General features: G+C 73.9%; 16 protein-coding genes. 6 read left to right on the top strand and 10 right to left on the bottom strand.

The genetic code is table 11. The features are described 5' to 3' along the window. Positions 1-56: 56 nt before the first annotated feature. Positions 57-959, top strand: coding sequence for a hypothetical protein (locus ACNAVT_RS05665; protein WP_416293466.1), 903 nt, complete (start codon positions 57-59; stop codon positions 957-959). Positions 960-1,022: 63 nt separating this feature from the next. Here ACNAVT_RS05665 and ACNAVT_RS05660 read toward each other — a convergent pair whose 3' ends face one another. The 3 genes from ACNAVT_RS05660 to ACNAVT_RS05650 form a co-directional block, all read right to left on the bottom strand. Beyond that, positions 1,023-1,409 carry a VOC family protein gene (locus ACNAVT_RS05660; RefSeq protein ID WP_416293464.1) on the bottom strand — a complete coding sequence of 129 codons (387 nt, stop codon included), beginning with the start codon at positions 1,407-1,409 and terminating at the stop codon, positions 1,023-1,025. Between the two features lie 180 nt (positions 1,410-1,589). Beyond that, positions 1,590-2,759 (bottom strand): sensor histidine kinase, encoded by a 1,170-nt coding sequence (locus tag ACNAVT_RS05655; protein WP_416293463.1) that lies wholly within the window; start codon positions 2,757-2,759, stop codon positions 1,590-1,592. Further along, positions 2,756-3,424, bottom strand: a complete 669-nt coding sequence (locus ACNAVT_RS05650; protein ID WP_416293461.1) for a response regulator transcription factor — start codon at positions 3,422-3,424, stop codon at positions 2,756-2,758. Before ACNAVT_RS05650 ends, ACNAVT_RS05655 begins: the two co-directional genes overlap by 4 nt. Positions 3,425-3,552: 128 nt before the next feature. Between ACNAVT_RS05650 and ACNAVT_RS05645 the strand changes: the two genes are divergently transcribed. Beyond that, positions 3,553-4,761, top strand: coding sequence for a C39 family peptidase (locus tag ACNAVT_RS05645; protein ID WP_416293459.1), 1,209 nt, complete (start codon positions 3,553-3,555; stop codon positions 4,759-4,761). Between the two features lies 1 nt (position 4,762). Here the strand turns inward: ACNAVT_RS05645 and ACNAVT_RS05640 are convergent, their stop codons facing one another. Then, the gene (locus tag ACNAVT_RS05640; RefSeq protein WP_416293457.1) at positions 4,763-6,049 is read right to left on the bottom strand and encodes a PQQ-binding-like beta-propeller repeat protein; all 1,287 of its coding nucleotides are present in this window, start codon (positions 6,047-6,049) and stop codon (positions 4,763-4,765) included. Beyond that, positions 6,046-7,323: a PQQ-binding-like beta-propeller repeat protein gene (locus ACNAVT_RS05635; protein ID WP_416293455.1), complete on the bottom strand. Its 1,278-nt coding sequence runs from the start codon at positions 7,321-7,323 to the stop codon at positions 6,046-6,048. Before ACNAVT_RS05635 ends, ACNAVT_RS05640 begins: the two co-directional genes overlap by 4 nt. 211 nt (positions 7,324-7,534) lie before the next feature. Between ACNAVT_RS05635 and ACNAVT_RS05630 the strand changes: the two genes are divergently transcribed. Then, on the top strand, positions 7,535-9,292 hold the full coding sequence (locus tag ACNAVT_RS05630; protein WP_416293592.1) for a hypothetical protein: 1,758 nt from the start codon (positions 7,535-7,537) through the stop codon (positions 9,290-9,292). A 227-nt stretch (positions 9,293-9,519) separates the two neighbouring features. Here the strand turns inward: ACNAVT_RS05630 and ACNAVT_RS05625 are convergent, their stop codons facing one another. Both ACNAVT_RS05625 and ACNAVT_RS05620 read right to left on the bottom strand, forming a co-directional pair. Beyond that, the gene (locus tag ACNAVT_RS05625) at positions 9,520-11,307 is read right to left on the bottom strand and encodes a hypothetical protein (protein WP_416293453.1); all 1,788 of its coding nucleotides are present in this window, start codon (positions 11,305-11,307) and stop codon (positions 9,520-9,522) included. Then, the gene (locus ACNAVT_RS05620) at positions 11,265-13,127 is read right to left on the bottom strand and encodes a hypothetical protein (RefSeq protein ID WP_416293451.1); all 1,863 of its coding nucleotides are present in this window, start codon (positions 13,125-13,127) and stop codon (positions 11,265-11,267) included. The genes ACNAVT_RS05625 and ACNAVT_RS05620 overlap by 43 nt, the downstream gene beginning before the upstream one ends. Positions 13,128-13,278: 151 nt before the next feature. On the opposite strand from ACNAVT_RS05620, the gene ACNAVT_RS05615 reads away from it, so the two are divergent. After that, positions 13,279-14,469: a hypothetical protein gene (locus tag ACNAVT_RS05615; RefSeq protein WP_416293449.1), complete on the top strand. Its 1,191-nt coding sequence runs from the start codon at positions 13,279-13,281 to the stop codon at positions 14,467-14,469. Positions 14,470-14,580: 111 nt separating this feature from the next. Here the strand turns inward: ACNAVT_RS05615 and dxs are convergent, their stop codons facing one another. From dxs to ACNAVT_RS05600, 3 genes are all read right to left on the bottom strand, one after another. Continuing rightward, positions 14,581-16,524, bottom strand: a complete 1,944-nt coding sequence (gene dxs, locus ACNAVT_RS05610) for a 1-deoxy-D-xylulose-5-phosphate synthase (RefSeq protein WP_416293447.1) — start codon at positions 16,522-16,524, stop codon at positions 14,581-14,583. A 103-nt stretch (positions 16,525-16,627) separates the two neighbouring features. Next, positions 16,628-17,863: a class I SAM-dependent RNA methyltransferase gene (locus tag ACNAVT_RS05605; RefSeq protein ID WP_416293445.1), complete on the bottom strand. Its 1,236-nt coding sequence runs from the start codon at positions 17,861-17,863 to the stop codon at positions 16,628-16,630. Next, positions 17,860-19,929 (bottom strand): APC family permease, encoded by a 2,070-nt coding sequence (locus tag ACNAVT_RS05600; RefSeq protein ID WP_416293443.1) that lies wholly within the window; start codon positions 19,927-19,929, stop codon positions 17,860-17,862. Before ACNAVT_RS05600 ends, ACNAVT_RS05605 begins: the two co-directional genes overlap by 4 nt. Before the next feature lie 160 nt (positions 19,930-20,089). Between ACNAVT_RS05600 and ACNAVT_RS05595 the strand changes: the two genes are divergently transcribed. Beyond that, a complete protein-coding gene (locus ACNAVT_RS05595; protein ID WP_416293441.1) occupies positions 20,090-20,755 on the top strand; it encodes a potassium channel family protein in 666 nt (221 codons plus the stop codon). Between the two features lie 3 nt (positions 20,756-20,758). After that, a complete protein-coding gene (locus ACNAVT_RS05590; RefSeq protein ID WP_416293439.1) occupies positions 20,759-21,448 on the top strand; it encodes a potassium channel family protein in 690 nt (229 codons plus the stop codon). Positions 21,449-21,477 lie beyond the last annotated feature (29 nt).

The following is a 21,477-nucleotide window of genomic DNA, read 5'->3' as shown; positions in this document are numbered from 1 at the left end:
TCGGTGGGGCTCGATACGATCACCCGTCCGGATTTCTATCAGGAGCTGACCAAATCATGTCGCAGCCGCCGTCCAATCCATACCCCGGTTCCTACCCCCCGCCCCCGCAGCAGCCCGGCGGCTACCCGCCGGCACCGCAGCAGCCTCAGTACGGCGGCGGCTACCCGCCCGCACCGCAGCAGCCCGGTCCGCAGTACGGCGGTGGCTACCCGCCGGCGCCGCAGCAGCCGGGCCAGCCGTACGGCGGATACCCGGAGACCGGCCAGCAGTACGGCGGCGGCTACCCGTCGGCACCGCAGCAGCCGGACCAGCAGTACGGCGGATACCTCGAGACCGGCCAGCCCAGCTACGGCGCCCCCGCCGGCCCCCCGCCGAAGAAGAAGTCCGGCGTCGGCAAGATCCTGCTGATCATCCTGGCCGTCGTGGTGGTGCTCTGCGTGGGCGGCGGCACGGCCATCTACTTCGCCCTGAAGCCCACTGTGGATGACGTGGTCGGCGCCACCAAGACCCGCCTGGTCGAGCCCGAGACGCTGGCCGGCCGGCCCAAGGTGAACGACCCGCAGCTCATGAGCGTCGCCGAGGAGATGAAGGCCGAAATCCAGAAGTCGGTCCCGGGGGCCACCAGCGCCGTCGGTGGCGTCTACGGCAACCTGGAGAAGCAGGACGTGGTCCTGATCGGCGGCGCGTCCGCCCTGCTGGCGGATCCGAAGAAGGAGATGGAGGACGCCACCACCAAGCTCGGCCCCACCCTCGGGGTGGCAAAGTTCAAGACGGTCGACGCCGGCCCGCTGGGCGGCGAGGCCCGGTGCGGCGAGGGCAAGGTCGGGGGCCTCAAGATGGGGGTCTGCTTCTGGACGGACCGGGGCAGCTTCGGCATGATCGCCATGTACTTCAAGCCCGTGTCGGCGCTCCAGTCGGAGTTCGTCGCCATGCGGGGCGAGATCGAGAAGAAGGGCTGACCCTTCCGATTGACCGGTGAACCGGGCCCCCGCCGCCGGCGGGGGCCCGGTTCCGTTTCCGGGTCAGACCACCGCGGCCCGTTCCGCCGGGCTGCGGCAGACACAGAACTCGTTGCCCTCCGGGTCGGCCAGCACCACCCAGCCGGTGCCGTCCGGCCGGCGCCGGTCGGCGACCAGGCTGGCCCCGAGGCCGAGCAGTCGCTCGACCTCGGTGTCCCGGGTGCCCTCGGCCGCGTGCAGGTCGAGGTGGAACGCGCCCTTGCCGTGCCGCTCCCCCACCGCTACGAAGAGCAGGTCGGGACCGTGGCCGTCGGGCGCGACGAGAACCGCCTCGGGGTCACCGGGGTGGTCGTCGTCGTGCAGTTTCCGGTCGAGCGCCTCGGCCCACCAGCTCGCCAGGGTGTACGGGTCGTCGGACTCGACGGTGACGCAATGGATCTGTGCACTCACGGTGCTTCCTCCTGGTCGGAGTGCGCCCCGCGGAAGTGGATGACGTCAGCGGCGGCTGCGGGGCGCGGGACTGTTCACGGTGGACATCGACCACACCCCCTTCCTCGCGTCGGCTGACTCGGAAGATCATGTCACCGCTCCCGCCTCGTGTGCAAGGCGGCCTCCCCGCCGCCGGACCGGTCAGGCGGCGGGGGCGTCGGCCGGCAGGATGACGGTCACCTCCAAGCCGCCGCCCGGCTGGGCGACCGCCTTGACCGTGCCGCCGTGCGCGTCGCAGACCGCACGGACGATGGAGAGCCCCAGGCCGGAGCCGCGAGCGCCGGTCCGCTCCTGGCCGCCCCGGCGGAACGGCTCGAACAGCCCCGGCACGTCGGCCGGAGCGACCTCGAAGCCGGTGTTCCCCACCATCAGCCAGGACCGCTGCCCATCGGTGCCGGTGCGGACCCACAGCCGGCCGTGCAGGTGGTTGTAGCGGACGGCGTTCTCCACCAGGTTGCCGGCCAGCCGATCGAGCAGCCCCGGATCGCCGACCACCGGCGCCGGGCGCAGCGAGGTCTGCACCTTCAGGCCGATCCGCTCCACCTCGTGGGCCATCGCGTTGAGCGCGTTGGCGGCACCCACGGCGAGGTCGCACTCGGCGCGGCGGGCCAGCCGGCGCCCGGCCTGGGCCTCGCTGCGGGCCAGCACCAGCAACGCGTCGACCAGGCCGTTGGCCCGCTCCGAGGCGTCCCGGACCACCGTGGCCATCCGGCGGTACTCGGCGATGTCCGCCTCGTCGTCGCTGAGCGTCACGTCGATCTCGGTCCGCATCACGGCGAGGGGGGTCCGAAGCTCGTGCGAGGCGTTGGCCACGAAGCGCTTCTGCGCCTCGAACGCGGCGGCGATCCGGTCCAGCATCGCGTCGAAGGTCTCGGCCAGCTCGGCCACCTCGTCGTCCGCGCCGGACCAGCCGATGCGTTGGTCCAGGGTGGCCTCGCCGAGTCGCCGGGCGGTGGCGGTGACCTGGTGCAGGGGGCGCAGCGCCCGCCCGGCCACCACGTACGCTCCGGCGACCCCGACCACGCTGATCGCCAGCAGCGCCACCAGACCCTTGAGCAGCAGCTCCCGCGAGGCCGCGTCGACCAGCTGACGCTGCCAGTGCCCGGCGTCGAGAGTGCGGCCGTCGGCCAGCACCACCGTGGTGCCGGGCAGCAGCTCATCGGTGGGACGCAGCGCGTCGCGGACCAGCAGCCAGGCCAGCAGCACCAGGATCGCCCCGGCCCCGACCAGCAGCACCCCGTTGAGCAGGGTGAGCCGCAGCCGCAGGGTGGGGCGCAGCCGCAGCCGGCGGGGCGCGCTCCTCGCCCTCATGCCGGCAGCTCGGCGGTGCGGTAGCCGGCGCCCACCACCGTCTCGATCAGCGGCGGGTCGCCGAGCTTCTTGCGCAGCGTCATGACGGTGACCCGGACGATCGTGGTGAACGGGTCGGTGTTCGCGTCCCAGACCCGTTCCAGCAGCTGCTCGCTGGACACCACCGCCCCGCGCGCCTTGAGCAGCTCGGCCAGCACCCCGAACTCCTTGTTGGTGAGGTCGACCGGCACGCCGCCGCGGGTGACCACCCGGCGGGCCGGGTCGAGCACCAGGTCGGCGAGCGCGAGCACCGGCGGGGCGGCCGGGGTGGCCCGTCGGCCGAGCGCCTGCACCCGGGCGACCAGCTCGTCGAAGGCGAACGGCTTGGGCAGGTAGTCGTCGGCGCCGAGCCGCAGCCCCTCGACCTTGTCGGCGACCGTGCCGCTCGCGGTCAGCATCAGCACCCGGGTCAGGGTGCCGGAGGCGGCCAGGTCGGCGCAGATCCGGTCGCCGTGCACGCCGGGCAGGTCCCGGTCCAGGATCACCACGTCGTACCGGGTGACGAAGGCGGCCTCGTGCCCGGCGTCGCCGTCGTAGGCGACGTCCACGGCCATACCGCGCTTGCGCAGCCCGCGCGCGATCGCGTCGGCGAGGTTCCGCTCGTCCTCGACCACCAGTACCCGCATCCCGGCCTCCCGCCTCGCGACCTTCCGACAACCTAGTGCCGGCCACCAAACCAGCGTCCCTCGCCGTCGTTGCACAAAACCTTCCAGGTACGCCATGCTTCCCGGCACCCGGAAACAAGGAGCTGCCGATGACCGGAACGCCCGCACGGCGCGACGTGGCGTACCACCGCTTCCGTTTCCCGGAGGACCTGGGCCTGGGGACGGCCGACGGGGTGAGCGCCGGCCCGGACGGCCTGGTGGTCGGGGCCCCCGCCGGCCGGGTCGACCACACCGACCCGCACACCGGCGTCACCGCCGGGTACGAGCAGGCCGTCTGGACTTCCCCGGTGGTCGGGGCGGGCTTCGCCGTGGACGAGATCGTGCCGTCGTGGACCGCCGACACCCCGGCGGGCTGCTGGCTCCGGGTGGAGGTGCGCGGCTGGCACGAGGTGGCACCGTCCACCGACTGGTACGTGCTGGGCCACTGGGCCGCCGACGACGCCACCATCCACCGCAGCTCGGTGCCGGGGCAGGCCGGCGACGACGCGCGGGTGACGGTCGACACGCTGCGCGTCGGAGCCGCGGAGGTCACCGGCTGGCAGGTCCGCATCACCCTGTTCCGCCGGACCGACGCCGCGGCCGGCCCGGTGCTGCGTGCCGTCGGGGCGGTCGCCTCGGCCGACGCGCCGGCCGACCTGACCACCGAGACGGCCGGCGTGGACGACGCTCCGGCGGGGGCCGGCGCCCGGGGGCGGGTCCTCGACGTGCCCCGGTACGCGCAGCGGCTGCACGCCGGCGGGGAGACCCGCTGGGGTGGCGGCGGGGACTCCTGGTGCAGCCCCACCTGCGTCTCGATGGTGCTGGACTTCTGGGGCGCCGGCCCCACCCCCGACCGGTACGCCTGGGTCGACCCGCCCGGCCCTCGGCCGGTGGTGGTGCACGCCGCCCGGCACTGCTACGACCACGCGTACGCGGGGGCCGGGAACTGGGCGTTCAACACCGCGTACGCGGGCCGGCACGGGGTGGACGCCTTCGTCACCCGGCTGCGCGGCCTGGCCGAGGCGGAGCGGTTCGTGACCGCCGGCATCCCGCTGATCCTGTCGGCCGCCTTCACGGCAGGGCAGGTGCCCGGGCTGGACTACGACACCCGGGGACACCTGATGGTGCTGGTCGGCTTCACCGCCGGCGGCGATCCGGTGCTCAACGACCCGTACGCCCCGGACGACGAGGGGGTGCGCCGGACCGTGCCGCGGGCGCCGTTCGAGGCGGCCTGGCAGGCGGGCAGCGGCGGCGTCGCGTACGTGGTCCGGCCCCCGTCGGTGCCACTGCCCCCGCCACCCGCGCAGGCGAACTGGTGACTCACGTGCCGGTCGGCCAGATCACCAGCCCGCGGGAATGCTGCTGGCAGACCAGCACGTCGCCGCCGTCGGCGCACTCGTTCCAGGCACCGGGCAGCACCGCCCGGATCCGGACCTGCCCGGTCGGCACGTCCAACTCCGCGACCAGCGTGCGGTCGCCGGGGAGCCGGTGGTAGCCGAGCAGCCGGTGCGTGTACGGGTCGCCGCCGCCCATCCGCCAGCGGCCCAACCGGGCGAGGACCCGGCCGGTCCACGGGTCGAGCACCACCAGCTCCACCTCCTGCCCGGGAGCCCCGGCGAAGGCGAGCAGACGATCGCCCACCCGCCCTACCAGGAACCGGTGCTCGTCACTCCAGAGCGGGCGGCCGGTGGCCGGGTCATACGTCCGTATCCCGGCCTCCTCCTGCCCCAGACAGATCACCGGGGCACAGTCGAGGAACCAGGACGCGCGACTCTCCGGCTGCACCGGCATGGTCCACCGCCGGTCGAATCGGTCCAGCCCGTACGCGGTGGCCGTGCCCCTCCCGTCGTCGATCAGCAGCAGGTCGGCCACCGCCTGGGTCAACCGGTACGGCATCCCGTCGGCGGCCGGCGGCACGCGGCCGGACCGCCGCAGCGCGCCGAAGCCCACGTCGTGCACCGCGACCCGCCCGTCGTCGGTGAGCAGCACGATGTCCGTCATGCCTCGATCACCGAACTGGTACACCAGCCCGGTGTTGGGCACCGGCAGCGACCAGCGCTCCGCGCCGGTCGCCGGGTCGACCGCCCCGATCGTGCCCGTCCCGTCGGCAGTGGACGTCTCGAAGAGCAGCCCGCCCGGCTGGGTCGGCAAGGGGTAGCCGGGCCGCTGCCAGCGCACCGCGCCGTCACGGGGGTCGAGCGCGGTGGAAACGCTGTCGCCCCCGACCGGGATGCTCGTCACCAGCAGCACCCCGGCCACCACGTTCAAGCCGGCCACCTGGTGATCGACGGGCAGGGTGAACCGCCACATGGGGGCGCCGTCGGGCAGCCGGTGCCCGGTGACCAGCCGGCCGCCAGGGCCTCTCGGGACCGGCCCGTCGGCCACCACCAGCCGGTCGGCGACGACCAGGAAGCCGGCGGCCTGCGCGGCGGGCACGGTGACGCCGGGCGGCCGGCGCGGCGCCGGTGCCGCGCCGGCCAGGGTGAGCAGCGCGGCGCAGCAGAGCGCCACCACCCGAGCCGCCCGGGACGGAGGCCGGCGCCCCTGTGGCGGTGGCTCGGGCTCGTCGCCGTGCCGCAGCTCCCCCAGCTCGATCACCCGGCTCACCGGTTCCACCACAGCGCGAAGCGACCGTCGATCCGGCGGCAGACCAGCAGCGCCCCGCCGAAGCTGCAGTCCCCGACAGCGCCCCGCAGGGCGTCGCGGATCCGGGCGTGTCCGGCCACCGGGTCAAGCTCGGCGATGATCAGGCGGCCGTCGCCGCCGAGCCGTACGCCGATCACCGGATCGTCCCGGTCGGCACCCGGGACCACCTGCCACTTGCCGAGGTCGGCGACGAGCCGGCCGGTGGCCTCCTCGACCACCGCCAGCGTGGAAGTGGTGGCCGTCGGCTGTTCGACCAGGAGCCGCCCATCCGCCGCCGCCGGCGCCGCCAGCCACCGGCGGTCGGTCCACCGGGTCGCGCCGGTCGCCGGGTCGAGCACCCCCACCCCGCCGTCCTGCCGATACGCGCACAGCGACCGGCCGCAGCGATCGACGTAGCTGACCCGGGGCAGTGACACCGACCAGCGCCTGTCGAGGGTGTCCAGGTCGTAGCCGGTCACCGTGCCGCTGACATCCTGAATCACCAACAGCAGGCCGACGGCCGTCATGACGAACCGCCGACCGGGCGGCGCACCGGAACCCAGGTCGCGGGCGACCAGCCGGACGCCGGAGGTGGCGTCGAAGACCTCCGCCGTGTCCGAGTCGTGCATCAACACCAGCCGCTCTATCCCGCTGGGCCCGTAGCTCAGGCTCAGCTCATTCGACGGCGTCGGCAGCGACCACAGTGTCCGTCCGGTGCCGACTTCCAACCGGCGGGTCTCGTCCGCGCCCTCACCCTCGCTGGTGTGCAGGAGCACGGCGTCGCCCGCCCGGAAGGCCACACCAGGCCGCCGCCAGCCGAGCCGTCCGGTCGCGGCGTCGAGCGCCAGTGTCTCCCACCCGGCATTGTTGGTGACGGCCCGACAGGCCAGCAGCAGCCAACTGTCCACCCCCGACGCCATGGCGGCGTCGCCGTCGCCGGGCAGCGGGACACGCCACACTGTCTGCGGCCGACCCGCCGTCGCACGGTACGCGACCAACTGCCGGCCGACGCCGCGCTCCGGGTCGGGGGGCTCCACCACGTAAACCCGGTCGGCGACGACGAACACCGCGGCACCGGGACCGCCCGGCACGGTGGCGGCGACCCGGCGGGGTGCGGGCGCCGCGCCGGCGAGGGTGACCAACGCCGCCAGCAGCACCACAACGGACCGGAACGGGCGGCCGGCGGCCCGCGGCGGTCGGGCCGGCGGGTCGGGCGGGTCATCGGCACGGAGCTCACCCAGATCGATGACCGCCACGACCACCCCTCTCCATGCCGCCGCCGGACGCATCGGCCATCCCTAGCACGGGACGTACCGGGTGGCCGGAGCGACACCGGGCCGGCCGGTACGATGGCCCGTCGTGGCTGTGCCGGTGGTAGACCCCTCGCTGAACTCCTCGCCCGTCGCGGCCGAGCCCGTCGTGGTGGATGCGCCGCCCCGGCCCCGGCGCCGGCCGGCCCGCGCCGACATGCTGGCCATCGGAGCCTATGCGTTGCTCGGCGTTCTCGTGTGCCTCAACTACTGGGGGGACGTGCAGCACCGGGTCTCGTCCCACCTGCCGACGGACCACAGCTGGTTCGAATGGCTCTTCGCGCACGGCGCCCACTCGGTTCGCCACTTGGAGAACCCGCTGTTCACCACCCGGCAGAACGCCCCGGACGGGGTGAACATGATGGCGAACACCTCGCTGCTCGGGGTTACCCTGCCGCTGGCGCCGCTCACCCTGCTGTTCGGTCCACAGGTGGTGTACGCGCTCTACCTGGGCGCGGCCCTGTCCGCGACGGCGGCCACCTCGTACTGGATGCTCTCCCGACACCTGGTGCGTTCCCGCGCGGCCGCCTTCGTCGGCGGCGCGTTCCTCGGCTTCGCCCCCGGCATCGTGCACCACGCCAACGGGCAGCCGAACTTCGTCTCCAACTTCCTGCTTCCGCTGATCGTGGTCCGGGTGCTGCGCCTCGGCGAGCCGGGCCGCTGGCGGCGCGACGGGATCGTGCTGGGCCTGCTGGTGGCGTACCAGATCTTCATCAACGAGGAGATGCTGCTGCTGACCGCGCTGGCCTGCCTGGTCATCGTAGTCGCGTACGCGGTGCAACGGCCGCGCGCCGCCCGCGAGCGCGCCGGCACCTTCCTCGCCGCGATCGGCGTGGGCGGCGGGCTGGCCGTGCTGCTGGCCGCGTACCCGATCTGGTTCCAGTTCAACGGGCCGCAGTCCTACCGGGGCCTGCAGGGCGGGGTCTTCCACAGCTGGGGCGAGGACCTGATGGCCTTCGTCACCTTCGCCCGGGACACGCTGGCCGGTGACGAGGCGGTCGAGAAGACCATCGGGATGACCGAGCAGAACTCCTGGTTCGGCTGGCCGCTGGTGCTCGTCGCGCTGGTCGCCCTGGTGCTGCTGGTGCGCCGGTCGCTGCCGGCCCGGATCGTCGCCGTGCTGGTGGTGGTCTTCACCGTCGCCGCGATCGGCCCGAAGGTGCGCTTCGACGGGGTGGAGACCACCGTCGACGGCCCCTGGGCGTACGTGCCCGACGACCTGCCGCTGGTCGAGATGATGATGCCGACCCGGCTGACCCTGGTGGTGGCCGGCGCGGTCGGCGTGCTGCTCGCGCTGGCCTGGAACGCCCTGGCCGGAGGTGGTCGCCCGCCGGTGCCGGCGCCACGCGCCGGGGACACCGCGGCGGTGCCGGCACCCGTCGCGCGGCGGCGCCGCTGGCTGCACGGCATGGGGTACGCGGCGATCGTGGCCGCCCTGCTGCCGCTGTTCCCGCGCCCGCTGCCGGCCCAGCGGATCGACCCGCCACCGCACTTCATCACCGCGGGCGGCTGGCGGCCTTACGTGCCGGCCGGCCGGACGCTGGTGCCGGTGCCGATCCCGAGCAACGTGCACGGCCTGCCCACGCTGCGCTGGAGCGCACTGACCAGGCAGGAGTTCCCGATCGCCGGGGGCTACTTCATCGGCCCGAACGAGAACGGCGAGGGCGTCTTCGGCGCGCCGAACCGGCCGACCAGCACACTGATCTACTCCACCATCGACGCGGACCGGGTCCCGGAGATCACCGAGGAGAACCGCCGCCAGGCCGTTGCGGACCTGCGTTTCTGGAAGGCGTCGGTGGTGGTGCTCGGCGCGAACCCGCGGGAGCCCGTGCTGCGGGAGCTGATGACCGCGCTGCTCGGGCCGCCGCAGCGGGTCGACGACGTCTGGCTCTGGGACGTCCGCGACCGGATCTGAAGGCGGTCCTGCGGGGACCGAGCCGTCGGCCGACTCCACTCCGCCTACAAACTTGATGACGCAGGCGATTCACCGCGGGGCGAGGGGTGGCCGCACCGGACCGCGGACAGTGGTCCAGCGTTCCCCGATGCGGCGCTGAGTCGTTCACGTCATCAAGTTCGTAGCGTCCGATGACCCATCCCGAGCCCGCAAGAGGTCGTCACCCGCCCGGCCCGAAGGAAACCGACTCAACCGACCAGGGGGCGGACGTCCCAGAGGTACGCGCCGGCCACGTCGCGGCCCGGGCCGACCAGGGCGTCCACCGTGGTCCGGACCGGGTCGCCGGGGAACGAGCCGGCCTGCACCAGCACCGCCGCCCGCCAGTGCCGCAGGTCCGCGACCGCCTGCTGGCGCTCCGCTTCGCCGACCGGCGGCACCTGGCCGGTCTCGGCCGCCCGGCGCAGCAGCAGCGAGGTGGGGCGGTCCGGCGCGCCCCACCGCGCGGTCGCGTCGTCCCCGCTGCGCGGGCCGATGAAGTAGCCGCCCGGCGCTTCGAACGCCAGCCCGCCGCGCGCCGACCAGAAGGTGGCCGGACTCACCGCCGCGCCGGTCACCGGGGGCACCGGCACCAGCGTCCGCCCCGCCGGCACGTACGCCCGCCAGCCGCCGTCGGCGACGAAGGCCGGCACCGGCACGACCGGCACGGTACGGATCGGCGTCGGGGCGAGCGGGAGCAGCGCGGCGACGACCGCCCCGACCCACGGCGCCCGGGTGCGGGCGGAGCGGTGTCGCACCCGGTCCAGGGCGAGGGCCAGCAGCACCCCGAGCACCGGTACGCAGACCAGCGCCAACCGGGCCGGCACCACCAGGTCGAGCAGCGGCAGCCGGGCGAGCAGCCGGTACGGCCCGGGCAACCCGGTGTCGTGCCGGTTGACCACGATCGTGGGGCCGAGGGAGAGCAGGGCGAACAGCAGTCCGCAGACCGCGAGGGCCCGGACCAGGGGTCGCCGCCACAGCCGTACCACCACCAGCACGGCGAGCAGCGGCAGGAACGGGCCGAAGAAGGAGGTCTCCTCGGTGAGGTTCGGCGACAGCAGGCCCGAGTGGTGGTCGTCCCCGGCGACCGTCTGCCGGGCGGACGCGGTGAACGAGGCCGCGTCGAGCCGGAAGCCCTGGGCGAAGAAGGGCATCCCGGTGTAGTGGCCCGGGCCGTGGAACTGGAACCACAGCGGATACGCCAGCAGCACCCCCGCGACCAGTGCGCCGACGCACAGCCGGCGCAGCACCGCGGGTGCCAGCCGACGCGCGGCGGCCCGATCGGCCAGCGTGTACGCCCCGGCGAGCACCCCGGCGGCGAGGGCGAGGAAGACCAGCACCTCCTCGCCGACGAAGACCTGGTACGCGACGGCCAGCCCGAGCAGCACCCCGTCCCGGCGTACCCGGTCGCCGGCGGGGCGGAACACCAGCCCGAGGATCACCGGGACCAGGAACTGGGCGGCCACGTGCAGGTGCGCCCCGGCCTGCGACACCGCGCCGGGCGCGAAGCCGCAGAACAACCCGCCCACCGCCGCGGCGGACCGGGACCGGACCAGCCGGCGCGCCAGCAGCCCGTACCAGGCGGTGGCGGTGCCGGCGAGGCAGCCGACCACGGCGACGAGGAAGGCCACCTGGGACCCGAACGCCCACGTGACCGGAGCGAGCGGCACCCCCAGCCCGAGCACCGAGGTGTTGGCCATCAGGTTGACCCCGTCGGGCGCGTTCAGGGCGGTGCTGTACAGCGGGTTCTCCCCGCCCGTGACCGCCCGGGCCGCGTGGGCCAGCATCCACTCGAAGAGCATCTGGTCGCCGGCCTGGTGGAACAGCCGCTCCGGCCGCCGCCACTGGTCGGCGGTGAGCAGCAGGGCCAGGCCGAGGTATCCGGCCACCACCAGCGCGTCGACCGCACGCGGCCGCCATCGCCGTGCGCGGGCCGCTGGCGGGGCCTCCGGCGCGGTCAGGCGGAGTGGCTGGTCAGTGTCCGGACGTCCCACAACCACACGTCCAGCTCCTGCCGTGCGGGGCCGACCAACTGCTCGACGGTCCGCCGCAGCGGTTCGGCGTTCTGCTGGTTCAGCGGCAGCACCACGATGGCGGCCCGCCAGTACCGCAGCTCGTCGAGGAAGCGCCGGCGCTGCCGGTCGTCCAGCTTCGGCGTACGGCCGGTGGCCGCGACCTCCGCCAGCAGCTCGCCGACGCCGCTGCGCCGCCCGCCGAAGCGACCCGGGTCGCCGGTGACCCCGTTGCGCGGGGCGAGGAAGTAGCCGCCGGGAATTCTGAAGTCCAGGTCGGTGCTGGCCGCCCAGCGCATCGGGTTGGTGTTGCCCATGCTCGGCACCGGCACCGGCACCAGGGTCTGGTCCGGGCCCACGTACTGCCGCCACCGGTCGGCGGTGATGAACCTGGGCACCGCCGGACGGGTGGTGACCTGCAGGGGCATCGGCGCGATCGGCAGCAGCGCGAGCACCAGGCCGGCGACGGCCAGCGTACGAACGGTCCGCCGCTCGGCGGTCCGCAGCGACCAGGCCCGCTCCACGGCGAGGGCCAGCAGCATCCCGATGACCACCGTGGTGATCAGGCCGAACCGGGTGGGCACCACCGCGTCGAGCAACGGCAGCCGGACCAGCAGCTCCCACGGGCCGGTGAACAGGTCCCGGTCCCACCAGGTCACCCGCTCGCCGAGGGAGAGCACCGCGAAGAACACCCCGGTCACCGCGAGCGCCCGGACCACCACCTCCCGCCGGAGCCAGATCACGATGCCGACGGCCAGCAGGGACAGGCTCCACCCGAAGAAGGCGTTCTCCTCCGAGTAGTTCGGGGCGAGGTTGACGTTCGCCCGCTCGTTGCCGCCCACGGTCGGCGAGCCGGGGGCGAAGAACGCCGCGACGTCGTTGCCGTAGTCGCGGACCGCGTCGCTGAGACCGTGGTACGCCATCGGCCCGGCGAACTGGACCCAGAGCGGGTACGCCAGCAGCGCACCGGCGAGGAGCGCGCAGACCGCCAGCCCGGTCCCGAGCGGTCGCCAGGCGGCGGCCCACCGCTGCCGCTGCTGGGCGACCACCGCGAGCAGGAATACCGCGCAGGCCAGCGCGGTGAAGAGCAGGATCTCCTCGTTGATGAACGCCTGCACGGTGACCAGCAGCGCGAGCAGCGCGCCGTCGCGGACCGGGCGGGTGGAGCGGGTCAGCACCAGGACCCGCCAGACGATGAACGGCAGCAGGAACTGGGAGATGATGTTGGGGTGCCAGTTGGCGTGCGCCAGCATCGCCGGCGAGAACCCGCAGAACCAGCCGCCCACGGCCGCGGCCAGCCGGGTACGCACGACGTGCCGGGAGAGCATCCGGTACCAGGCGGCGGCGGTGCCGGCCAGGCCGAGCGTCACCAGCGTGACGAAGGAGACCGCCGGTCCGAACAGGAGGGTCACCGGCACCATCGGGATGCCGAGGGCCAGGATGGCGGTGTTCGCCATCAGGTTCACCCCGTCCGGATAGTTGAACCGGTCGGTGTAGAAGGGGAAGTCGCCGTGCAGCACGACGCGTACCGAGTGGGCGAGGAAGTACTGCACCTGCGCCGGGTCGCTGCTGTAGAGGGTGGCCACCCGACCGGCCGGGTCGACCCAGATCCGGCTGGTCACCCAGAGCGCGGCGAGCAGGAAGGCGCCGTACACGGCGACCTCCTGGCGGCGGGGTGTCCAGCGCCGCCGTACGACCGGCCGGTCCGGATCGGCGTCCGCGGTCGCGGTCGCGGTGGTGACGGAGGCGGAGCCCGTCGGGGTGTCAGCGTCCGGTGGCGAATCGCCATGGGGCTCGGCAAGCGTCACAGTCGGCGGAGTCTACCGGAGCCGGACAGTGGTCGAGGAAGCGCGCCGACTCCAATGTGGAATTCCGGCGGGGGCCGGGCGCGGCCGGCTGACCGGACATCTCGTACCATGTCTTCCGAACACGACCGACCACGCGATCGGGGGCGTACAGGTGGCTGCAGTCCGCCGACGCGGCACGACGGCCACCGCGCTGCTGGCCCTGCTGCTCGCGACCGGCTGCGGGCCGGTCGCCGGACGGCAGTCCGCGGACCTGCGCGTGGGCTACGACAGCATGGACGGGACGCTCGGTGTCTGGCCGGCGCGCGGCAGCCTGGCAGGTGACGCCGCCGTGACCGGCGAGATCAGCGCGGCCGTCCGGGACTGGCGCTCGCCGGTGGGCGACCGCGCCCACCTGCCCTCGTCCGGCATCCTCTTCTCGGGCGAAGTGGCCGGGGCGCCGCTGGCCCTGGTCGCCGCCGACGTGCCCGGCCAGAGCGCCTCCTGGCTGCTGCAGCTCCACCGTGACGGCGACCGGTGGCGGGTCACCCACGCCACCGAGTACACCGATCCCGGCTACCTGGTCTACTCCGACGTGCTGCCGGTCCAGGTCCTGAACAGCCGTCGCTACTTCACCTCGGCCCGGGTGGAGCGGCTGCTCGGCCCGGACGGCCGCACGCTGGCCACCACCGACGGCGTCAGCGACCCGGTCGCCGTGCCCGCCTGCCAGGCGGTGGAGCTGACCGCGACGTTGCGCGCCACCCGGTCCCTACCGCGGGGCCGGGCCGCGGACCGCGTCCTCGACCTGGGTACGGCCACCGCCGCCCCCCGCTATCCCCTGGTCCGCGACGAGAGCGGCTCGGGCAAGCGGGCCCTGGCCGGGCTGGACACCTGCGTCCTCGCCGGCGCCTCCGGGCCGTTCGGCAGCGTCCCACGCCGCAGCGGCGACCGGGCGGCGGCCAGCTCCACCCCGGAGTCCTGGCCGATGGCGAAGATCGCCGTCCGGTCGCTCGGCGAGGTGAAGCTCGGCGGCGGCGAGCTGGGCGACCTGGAACAACTCACCTGGGAGAGCGCCACCGACACGATGACCGCGGTGGTCTACCGCCCGGCCGACGGCGGGACACCGGTCGTCTCCGCGGCCGACCGGTCCACCACGCTGCAGGCGTACCGCCTGCCGGTGCCCGGCCAGCCGCTGGCGGTGCTGAGCTGGCGCACCAGCCGGGACGCCTCGTTCGCCGCACCTCCCGGGACGCCGCGCCTGGTGGACCGGCCGGGGCTCGTGGTGGTGCCGGAGCCGGACACCACGCAGACGTTCAGCCTGGCGGGCGCCGACAGGACCTGGTACCGGTCCGTGAGCGGTCGCTGACCCCCGCACCTTCCAAGGCTTCGCCCGTCGGTCGCCCTTCCAGCGCGTCGACGCGCTCGACGCCGAACGGGCGGCCCTGCTCGAGGCAGGACCGCCCGTTTGGCGTGTCCGTCAGTTCTTGGCGGCGGCCTCGTCGGCGGCCGGCTCGACGGGCTGGGCGTCCAGGCCGGAGATCCAGCCGGTGACGTCGCGGGCCACGTCCTGCGCGGTCAGGCCGAGGTCGGCCAGGATCTGCGCCCGGGTGCCGTGCGGGTGCCAGTCGGCCGGCACGCCCAGGTCGCGCAGCGGCACCCGGACGCCGGCGTCCCGCATGGCCTGGGCGAGGGCGTCGCCGACGCCGCCGACCCGGACGCCGTCCTCGACGGTGACGACCATCCGATGCGCGGCGGCCAGCTCGACCAGCTCGGCCGGGACCGGACGGACCCAGCGCGGGTCGACCACGGTCACGCCGTAGCCCTGCTCGGCGACCCGGGCGGCCACCTCCATGCCCAGCTGGCCGAAGGAGCCGACCGCGACCAGCAGCACGTCGGTACGCGCCGACTCGGCCAGCACGTCGACCGCGCCGACCCGGCGGACGGCCGGGAGGTCGCCGGCGACGGTGCCGGTCGGGAAGCGGACGATGGTCGGGCCGTCCTCCACGGCGACCGCCTCGCGCAGCTCCTCGCGGAGGCTGGCGGAGTCGCGGGGCGCGGCGATCCGCAGGCCCGGCACCACGCCGAAGACGGACATGTCCCAGATGCCGTAGTGGCTCGGCCCGTCCGGGCCGGTGATGCCGGCCCGGTCCAGCACGAAGGTGACCGGCAGCTTGTGCATCGCCACGTCCAGCAGCACCTGGTCGAACGCGCGGTTGAGGAAGGTGGCGTAGACCGCCACCACCGGGTGCAGCCCGCCCATCGCGAGGCCGGCCGCCGAGGTGGCGGCGTGCTGCTCGGCGATGCCCACGTCGTACACCCGCTTCGGGTACTTGCGGGCCAGGGCGGCGATGCCGGTGGGCTCGGCCATGGCGGCGGTGATGCCGACCACGTCCGGCCGCTCGTCGGCGATCTTGACCAGCTCGTCGGCGAAGACCTGGGTCCACTTCACCGACGGGGCAGCCACGAGCTTGCCGGTCTGGATGTCGAACGCCCCAGGGCCGTGGAAGCAGTCCGCCTCGTCCTCCTCGGCCGGGCGGTAGCCGTAGCCCTTGCGGGTGACCGCGTGCACGATCACCGGGCCGCCGAAGTGCTTCGCGGCGCGCAGCGCCGACTCGACCGCGGCGACGTCGTGGCCGTCGACCGGGCCGACGTACTTGATGCCGAGGTCCTCGAACATCGCCTGCGGGGCGACCGCGTCCTTGATGCCCTTCTTGACCGCGTGCAGCACCTCGTACATCGGCCTGCCGACCAGCGGGGTCGAGCCGAGGGCCTCCTTGACGGTGTCGAGCACCTTCTCGTAGCCCGGGTTGAGCCGCAGCGAGGAGAGGTGGTCGGCGAGGCCGCCGATGGTCGGCGAATACGACCGGCCGTTGTCGTTGACCACGATCACCAGCGGGTTGCCGGCGGTGGCGATGTTGTTCAGCGCCTCCCAGCACATGCCGCCGGTCAGCGCGCCGTCGCCGACCAGGGCGACCACGTTGCGCTTCTCGGCGCGCAGCGCGTACGCCTTGGCCAGCCCGTCGGCGTACGACAGGGCGGTGGAGGCGTGCGAGTTCTCGATCAGGTCGTGCTCGCTCTCCGCCTGGCTCGGGTAGCCGGAGAGGCCACCGCGCTGGCGGAGCTTGTCGAAGCCGTCCTGCCGGCCAGTGATGATCTTGTGTACGTAGGCCTGGTGGCCGGTGTCGAACAGGAGCCGGTCGCGGGGCGAGTCGAAGACCCGGTGCATGGCCAGGGTCAGCTCCACCACGCCGAGGTTGGGCCCGATGTGCCCACCGGTGCGGGACACCTTGGCGATCAGGAAGTCACGGATCTCGGCGGCGAGGCTGTTCAGCTGCTCGACGGTCATCCGCTTGACGTCCCGCGGGCCGCGGACGGTGCCCAGCAGCCGACCGTGGTTGGCCGTGCCCTCTTCAACGCTCATGACCGAAGAGTCTATCGGCCGCCCACCGCCGCGCAGCTTGACCGTGGATCTCCGCACCTCAACGCCCCGATCACCGGGTGCCGACCGGCCGGCTGTGGCAGGGTCAGGACGGGGGGAGGAACAGGCCGACCAGCTCGACGTGCTGGGTCATCGGGAAGAGGTCGAAGCCGCGCAGCGCGGCCAGCCGCCAGCCCTGCCCGGTGAAGGTGCGCACGTCGCGGGCGAAGGCCGCCGGGTCGCAGGCCACGTACGCCACCGCGCGCGGCTCGGCGGCGACGATGTCCCGCACCACCGACGCGCCGGCCCCCGAGCGGGGCGGGTCGAGCACCACCAGGTCGACCGGTCCGGTGACCCGGCGGCGGGCCAACGCGCGCTCCACCCGGGCCGCGACGACCTCCACTGCGGGCAGGTCGGCCAGGTTCTCCCGGGCCGCGGCCACGCCCTGCTCGGCGGACTCGACCAGGCTGATCCGCGCGCCGCCGACCCGGCCGGCGAGGGCCGCGGCGAAGAGCCCGGCGCCGCCGTACAGGTCCCAGGCGGTCTCGCCGGGCCGCGGGTCGAGCAGGTCGAGAACCGCGTCGACCAGGGTGTCCGCGGCCGCGGGGTGGACCTGCCAGAAGCCGGACGCCGGCAGCGCCCAGTCCCGGCCGGCGGCCACCTCACGGACCCGCTCCGGCCCGCTCACCGGGGTGGGCACCGCCGCGGCGACGGCGGTGACGCTGACGTCGCCGCCGGTCGAGGCGACCGTCTCCACCGCGTCCGCGTCCGGCCAGCGGGCCCCGCTGGGAGCCAGCACCGGCAGCTCCTGGATGACCGGGTGGGCGATCAGGCAGCGGTCGACCGGCACCACCTCGTGCGAGCGGTGCTTGAGCAGCCCGGCCCGGCCGGCGCCGTCCACGGCGTACCGGACCCGGGACCGCCAGCCCAGCGGGCCGCCGGGCAGCGCCTCGACCCGGACGTCGAGCGCGTCGACCTGCTGGTCGGTGAGGCCGCCGAGGCGGGTGAGCTGCTCGCGCACCACGGTGGCCTTCCAGTCGAGCTGGGCCGCGGCGGCGACGTGCTGGAGGTCGCAGCCGCCGCAGCGGCCCGGCGTCGCGTACGGGCAGGGCGGCTCGACCCGGTCGGGGGAGGCGACGAGAACCTCCACCGCGTCGGCGCGGGCGAAGCCGCGGTGCAGCTCGGTCACCTCGGCCACCACGCGTTCCCCGGGGAGGGCGTGCCGGACGAAGACCACCTGGCCGTCCACCCGGGCCACGCAGTGCCCGCCCGGCGCGACCGCGTCGACGGTCAGCTCGATGCGCTCGGCCTCTTCCAGGCCGCGTCGGCCGGGCGCGGTCACGGGCGCTCCCCCGCGGTCGGGCCGCTCTCCCCCGACGGAGCGGGGACGATCGGCGGGACCGTGGGAGGCAGAGTGCTGCGTGGCGCCACCCGGGGCCCGCGCTTGGGCCCGCGGCTCAGCGTGGCGTCCAGCCGGTCCAGGTTCTTGCTGGCGGTGGAGGCGAGCTGCCAGGGCACGCTGGTCACCATCACGCCCGGCTCGAAGAGCAGCCGCCCCTTCAGCCGCAGCGCGCTCTGGTTGTGCAGCAGGTTCTCCCACCAGCGGCCCACCACGTACTCGGGGATGAAGACGGTGACCACGTCGCGGGGCGACGCGCGGCGGACCGAGGCGACGAAGTTCAGGATCGGCCGGGTGATCTCCCGGTACGGGGAGTCGATCACGGTCAGCGGCACCGGCAGCTCGCGCCGCTCCCAGTCGGCCTGCAGGTCCCGGGTGTCCTTCTCGTCCACGTTCACGGTCACCGCGGTCAGCGTGTCCGGCCGGGTCGCCCGGGCGTACGCGATGGCCCGCAGCGTCGGCTGGTGCAGCTTGCTGACCAGCACGATGGCGTGGTTGCGGGCCGGCAGCACGGCCCGGGCCTCGGTCGGCTCCAGCTCGGCGGCGACCCGGTCGTAGTGCCGGCGGATGGCCAGCATCAGCACGTAGATCACCGCCATCGCGGCGATCGCGATCCAGGCGCCCAGTAGGAACTTGGTGACCAGCACGATGACCAGGACCGTGCCGGTGAGCGCCATGCCGAAGGCGTTGATCGCCCGGGACCGCACCATCCGGCGGCGCACCTCCGGGTCCCGCTCGGTGCGCAGGTGCCGGTTCCAGTGCCGGATCATGCCCCCCTGGGAGAGGGTGAACGAGACAAACACGCCGACGATGTAGAGCTGGATCAGCCGGGTCACCTCGGCCTGGAAGCCGACGATCAGCACCACCGCGAAGACGGCGAGGAAGACGATGCCGTTGGAGAACGCCAGCCGATCGCCCCGGGTGTGCAGCTGCCGGGGCAGGTAGCGGTCCTGGGCCAGGATCGAGCCGAGCACCGGGAAGCCGTTGAACGCCGTGTTGGCGGCCAGGAACAGGATCAGCGCGGTCATCCCGGCGACGATGTAGAGCAGCACCGACCCGTGACCGAACACCGCCTCGCCGAGCTGGGTGGTGACCGTCTTCTGCACGTACCCGTCCGGCCCGGAGACGATCTGGCTCGCACTCTCGACGAACTGCAGGCGGGTCAGCCGGGCCAGCCAGATGATGCCGAACAGCATGGTCACCGCGATCAGGCCGAGCAGCAGCAGGGTGGTGGCCGCGTTGCGGCTCTTCGGCGCCTTGAACGCCGGCACCCCGTTGGAGATCGCCTCCACACCGGTGAGCGCGGCGCTGCCGGAGGAGAAGGTCCGTAGCAGCAGGAAGACCAACGCGAACCCGGTGACGCTGTGCTCCGCCTGGATCTGCAGGCCGGCGCTGGGCGCGCGCAGCTCGTCACCGAGGATGAAGATCCGGATCAGGCCGGTGAGCAGCATGCCGCCGATCACGATCACGAAGCCGTAGGTCGGGATGGCGAACGCCGTGCCGGACTCCCGCAGGCCGCGCAGGTTCATCGCGGTGAGCAGCGTCACCGCGACGACCGCGATCAGCACCTTGTGGGTGGCCACGAACGGGAGCACGGAGCCGAGGTTGGCCACCCCGGAGGAGATCGAGACCGCGACGGTGAGCACGTAGTCGACCAGCAGCGCGCTGGCCACCGCCAGGCCGGCACGCGGGCCCAGGTTGACCGTCGCCACCTCGTAGTCGCCGCCGCCCGAGGGGTAGGCGTGCACGTTCTGCCGGTAGCTCGCCACCACGGTGAGCATCACCACGACGACCGCGAGCGCGATCCACGGCGAGTAGAAGTACGCCGACGCGCCCGCGATCGAGAGGGTCAACAGGATCTCGTCGGGCGCGTACGCGACGCTGGAGAGCGCGTCGGAGGCGAAGACCGGCAGCGCGATGCGCTTCGGCAGCAGGGTGTGCTGGAGGCGGTCGGACCGGAACGGTCGACCGACGAGGAGTCGCTTCAGCAGCGAGGTGGGTCTGGCCACAAGCGCCAAGGGTACGACCACTCCGCCCACTCCGGTGGGGGTGCCTGATCACCCTCGCGCCCGCCCGCGGGGTACGGTCGATCCCCCGCTCCCCGCGGGGACGTGGCAGGCTCGCAGTCGACGGCCCCGCCAGGGGAGCACCGTGGGAGGAGCGGACACCGTGCATGTCGTGATCATGGGCTGCGGCCGGGTCGGGTCGACCCTCGCCCACAGCCTGGAGTCCCGGGGCCACTCGGTGGCGGTGATCGACCAGGACGCCGACGCGTTCCGCCGCCTCGGCCCCGACTTCGCCGGCATCACCGTCACCGGCGCGGGCTTCGACGGCGAGGTGCTGCGCCAGGCCGGCATCGAGCGGGCGGACGCCTTCGCGGCCGTTTCCAGCGGCGACAACTCCAACATCATCTCGGCGCGGCTGGCGCGGGAGACCTTCGGCGTCTCCCGGGTGGCCGCCCGCATCTACGACCAGCGTCGCGCCCAGGTCTACGAGCGGCTCGGCATCCCCACCGTGGCCACCGTCCGGTGGACGGCCGAACGGATGCTGCGGCACCTGGTGCCCGAGGGCAACGTCGAGATCTTCCGGGACCCGACCAGCACCGTGTCGATCATCGAGGTGCCGGTGCACAAGGACTGGATCGGCCGGCCGCTGCGGCAGCTGGAAGAGTCCGCCGGGGCCCGGGTGGCGTACCTGACCCGGTTCGGGATCGGCACCCTGGCCACCGCCTCCACCGTGGTGCAGGAGGGCGACCAGGTCTTCATGCTGGTGACCGATGACATCATCGCGTCGGTCACCTCGGTGGCGGCGGCGCCGCCGGAAGGAGGGCACTGAGCCATGCGCATCGCCATCGCCGGCGCCGGCAACGTGGGCCGGTCGATCGCCCAGGAGCTGATCGAGAACGGGCACCAGGTGATGCTGATCGAGCGGCAGCCCAAGATGCTCCGCCCCGACCGGGTGCCGGCGGCCGAGTGGGTGCTCGCCGACGCGTGCGAGCTGGCCAGCCTGGAGGAGGCCGACGTCGCCGGCTGCGAGGTGGTGGTGGCCGCCACCGGCGACGACAAGGTCAACCTGGTGGTGTCGCTGCTGGCCAAGACCGAGTTCGCGGTGCCCCGGGTGGTCGCCCGGGTCAACCGGGCGGAGAACGAGTGGCTGTTCACCGAGCAGTGGGGGGTGGACGTCGCGGTGAGCAAGCCGCGGGTCATGGCCGCCCTGGTCGAGGAGGCGGTCACGGTCGGCGACCTGGTCCGGCTGATGACCTTCCGGCAGGGCGAGGCGAACCTGGTCGAGATCACCCTGCCGCCCAGCGCACCGTACGTGGGCCAGCCGATCCACGCGGTGCCGATCCCGCGGGACGCGGCGCTGGTGGCGATCCTGCGCGGCAAGCGGGTGCTGGTGCCCAGCCCGGACGACCCGATCGAGGCCGGCGACGAGCTGATCTTCGTGTGCACGGCCGCCGTGGAGGATGAGGTCCGGGCGGTGATCCTCGGCCCGGCCAGCGTCGAGCGCAACCACCAGGGGGGCTGAGCCGCTCGTCCCACCGGCCGGTCCCCCGC

The organism is Micromonospora sp. SL4-19 (assembly GCF_047921475.1).
In the GTDB taxonomy this organism is placed as follows: domain Bacteria; phylum Actinomycetota; class Actinomycetes; order Mycobacteriales; family Micromonosporaceae; genus Micromonospora.
This window is presented reverse-complemented; position numbering and strand designations above follow the sequence as displayed.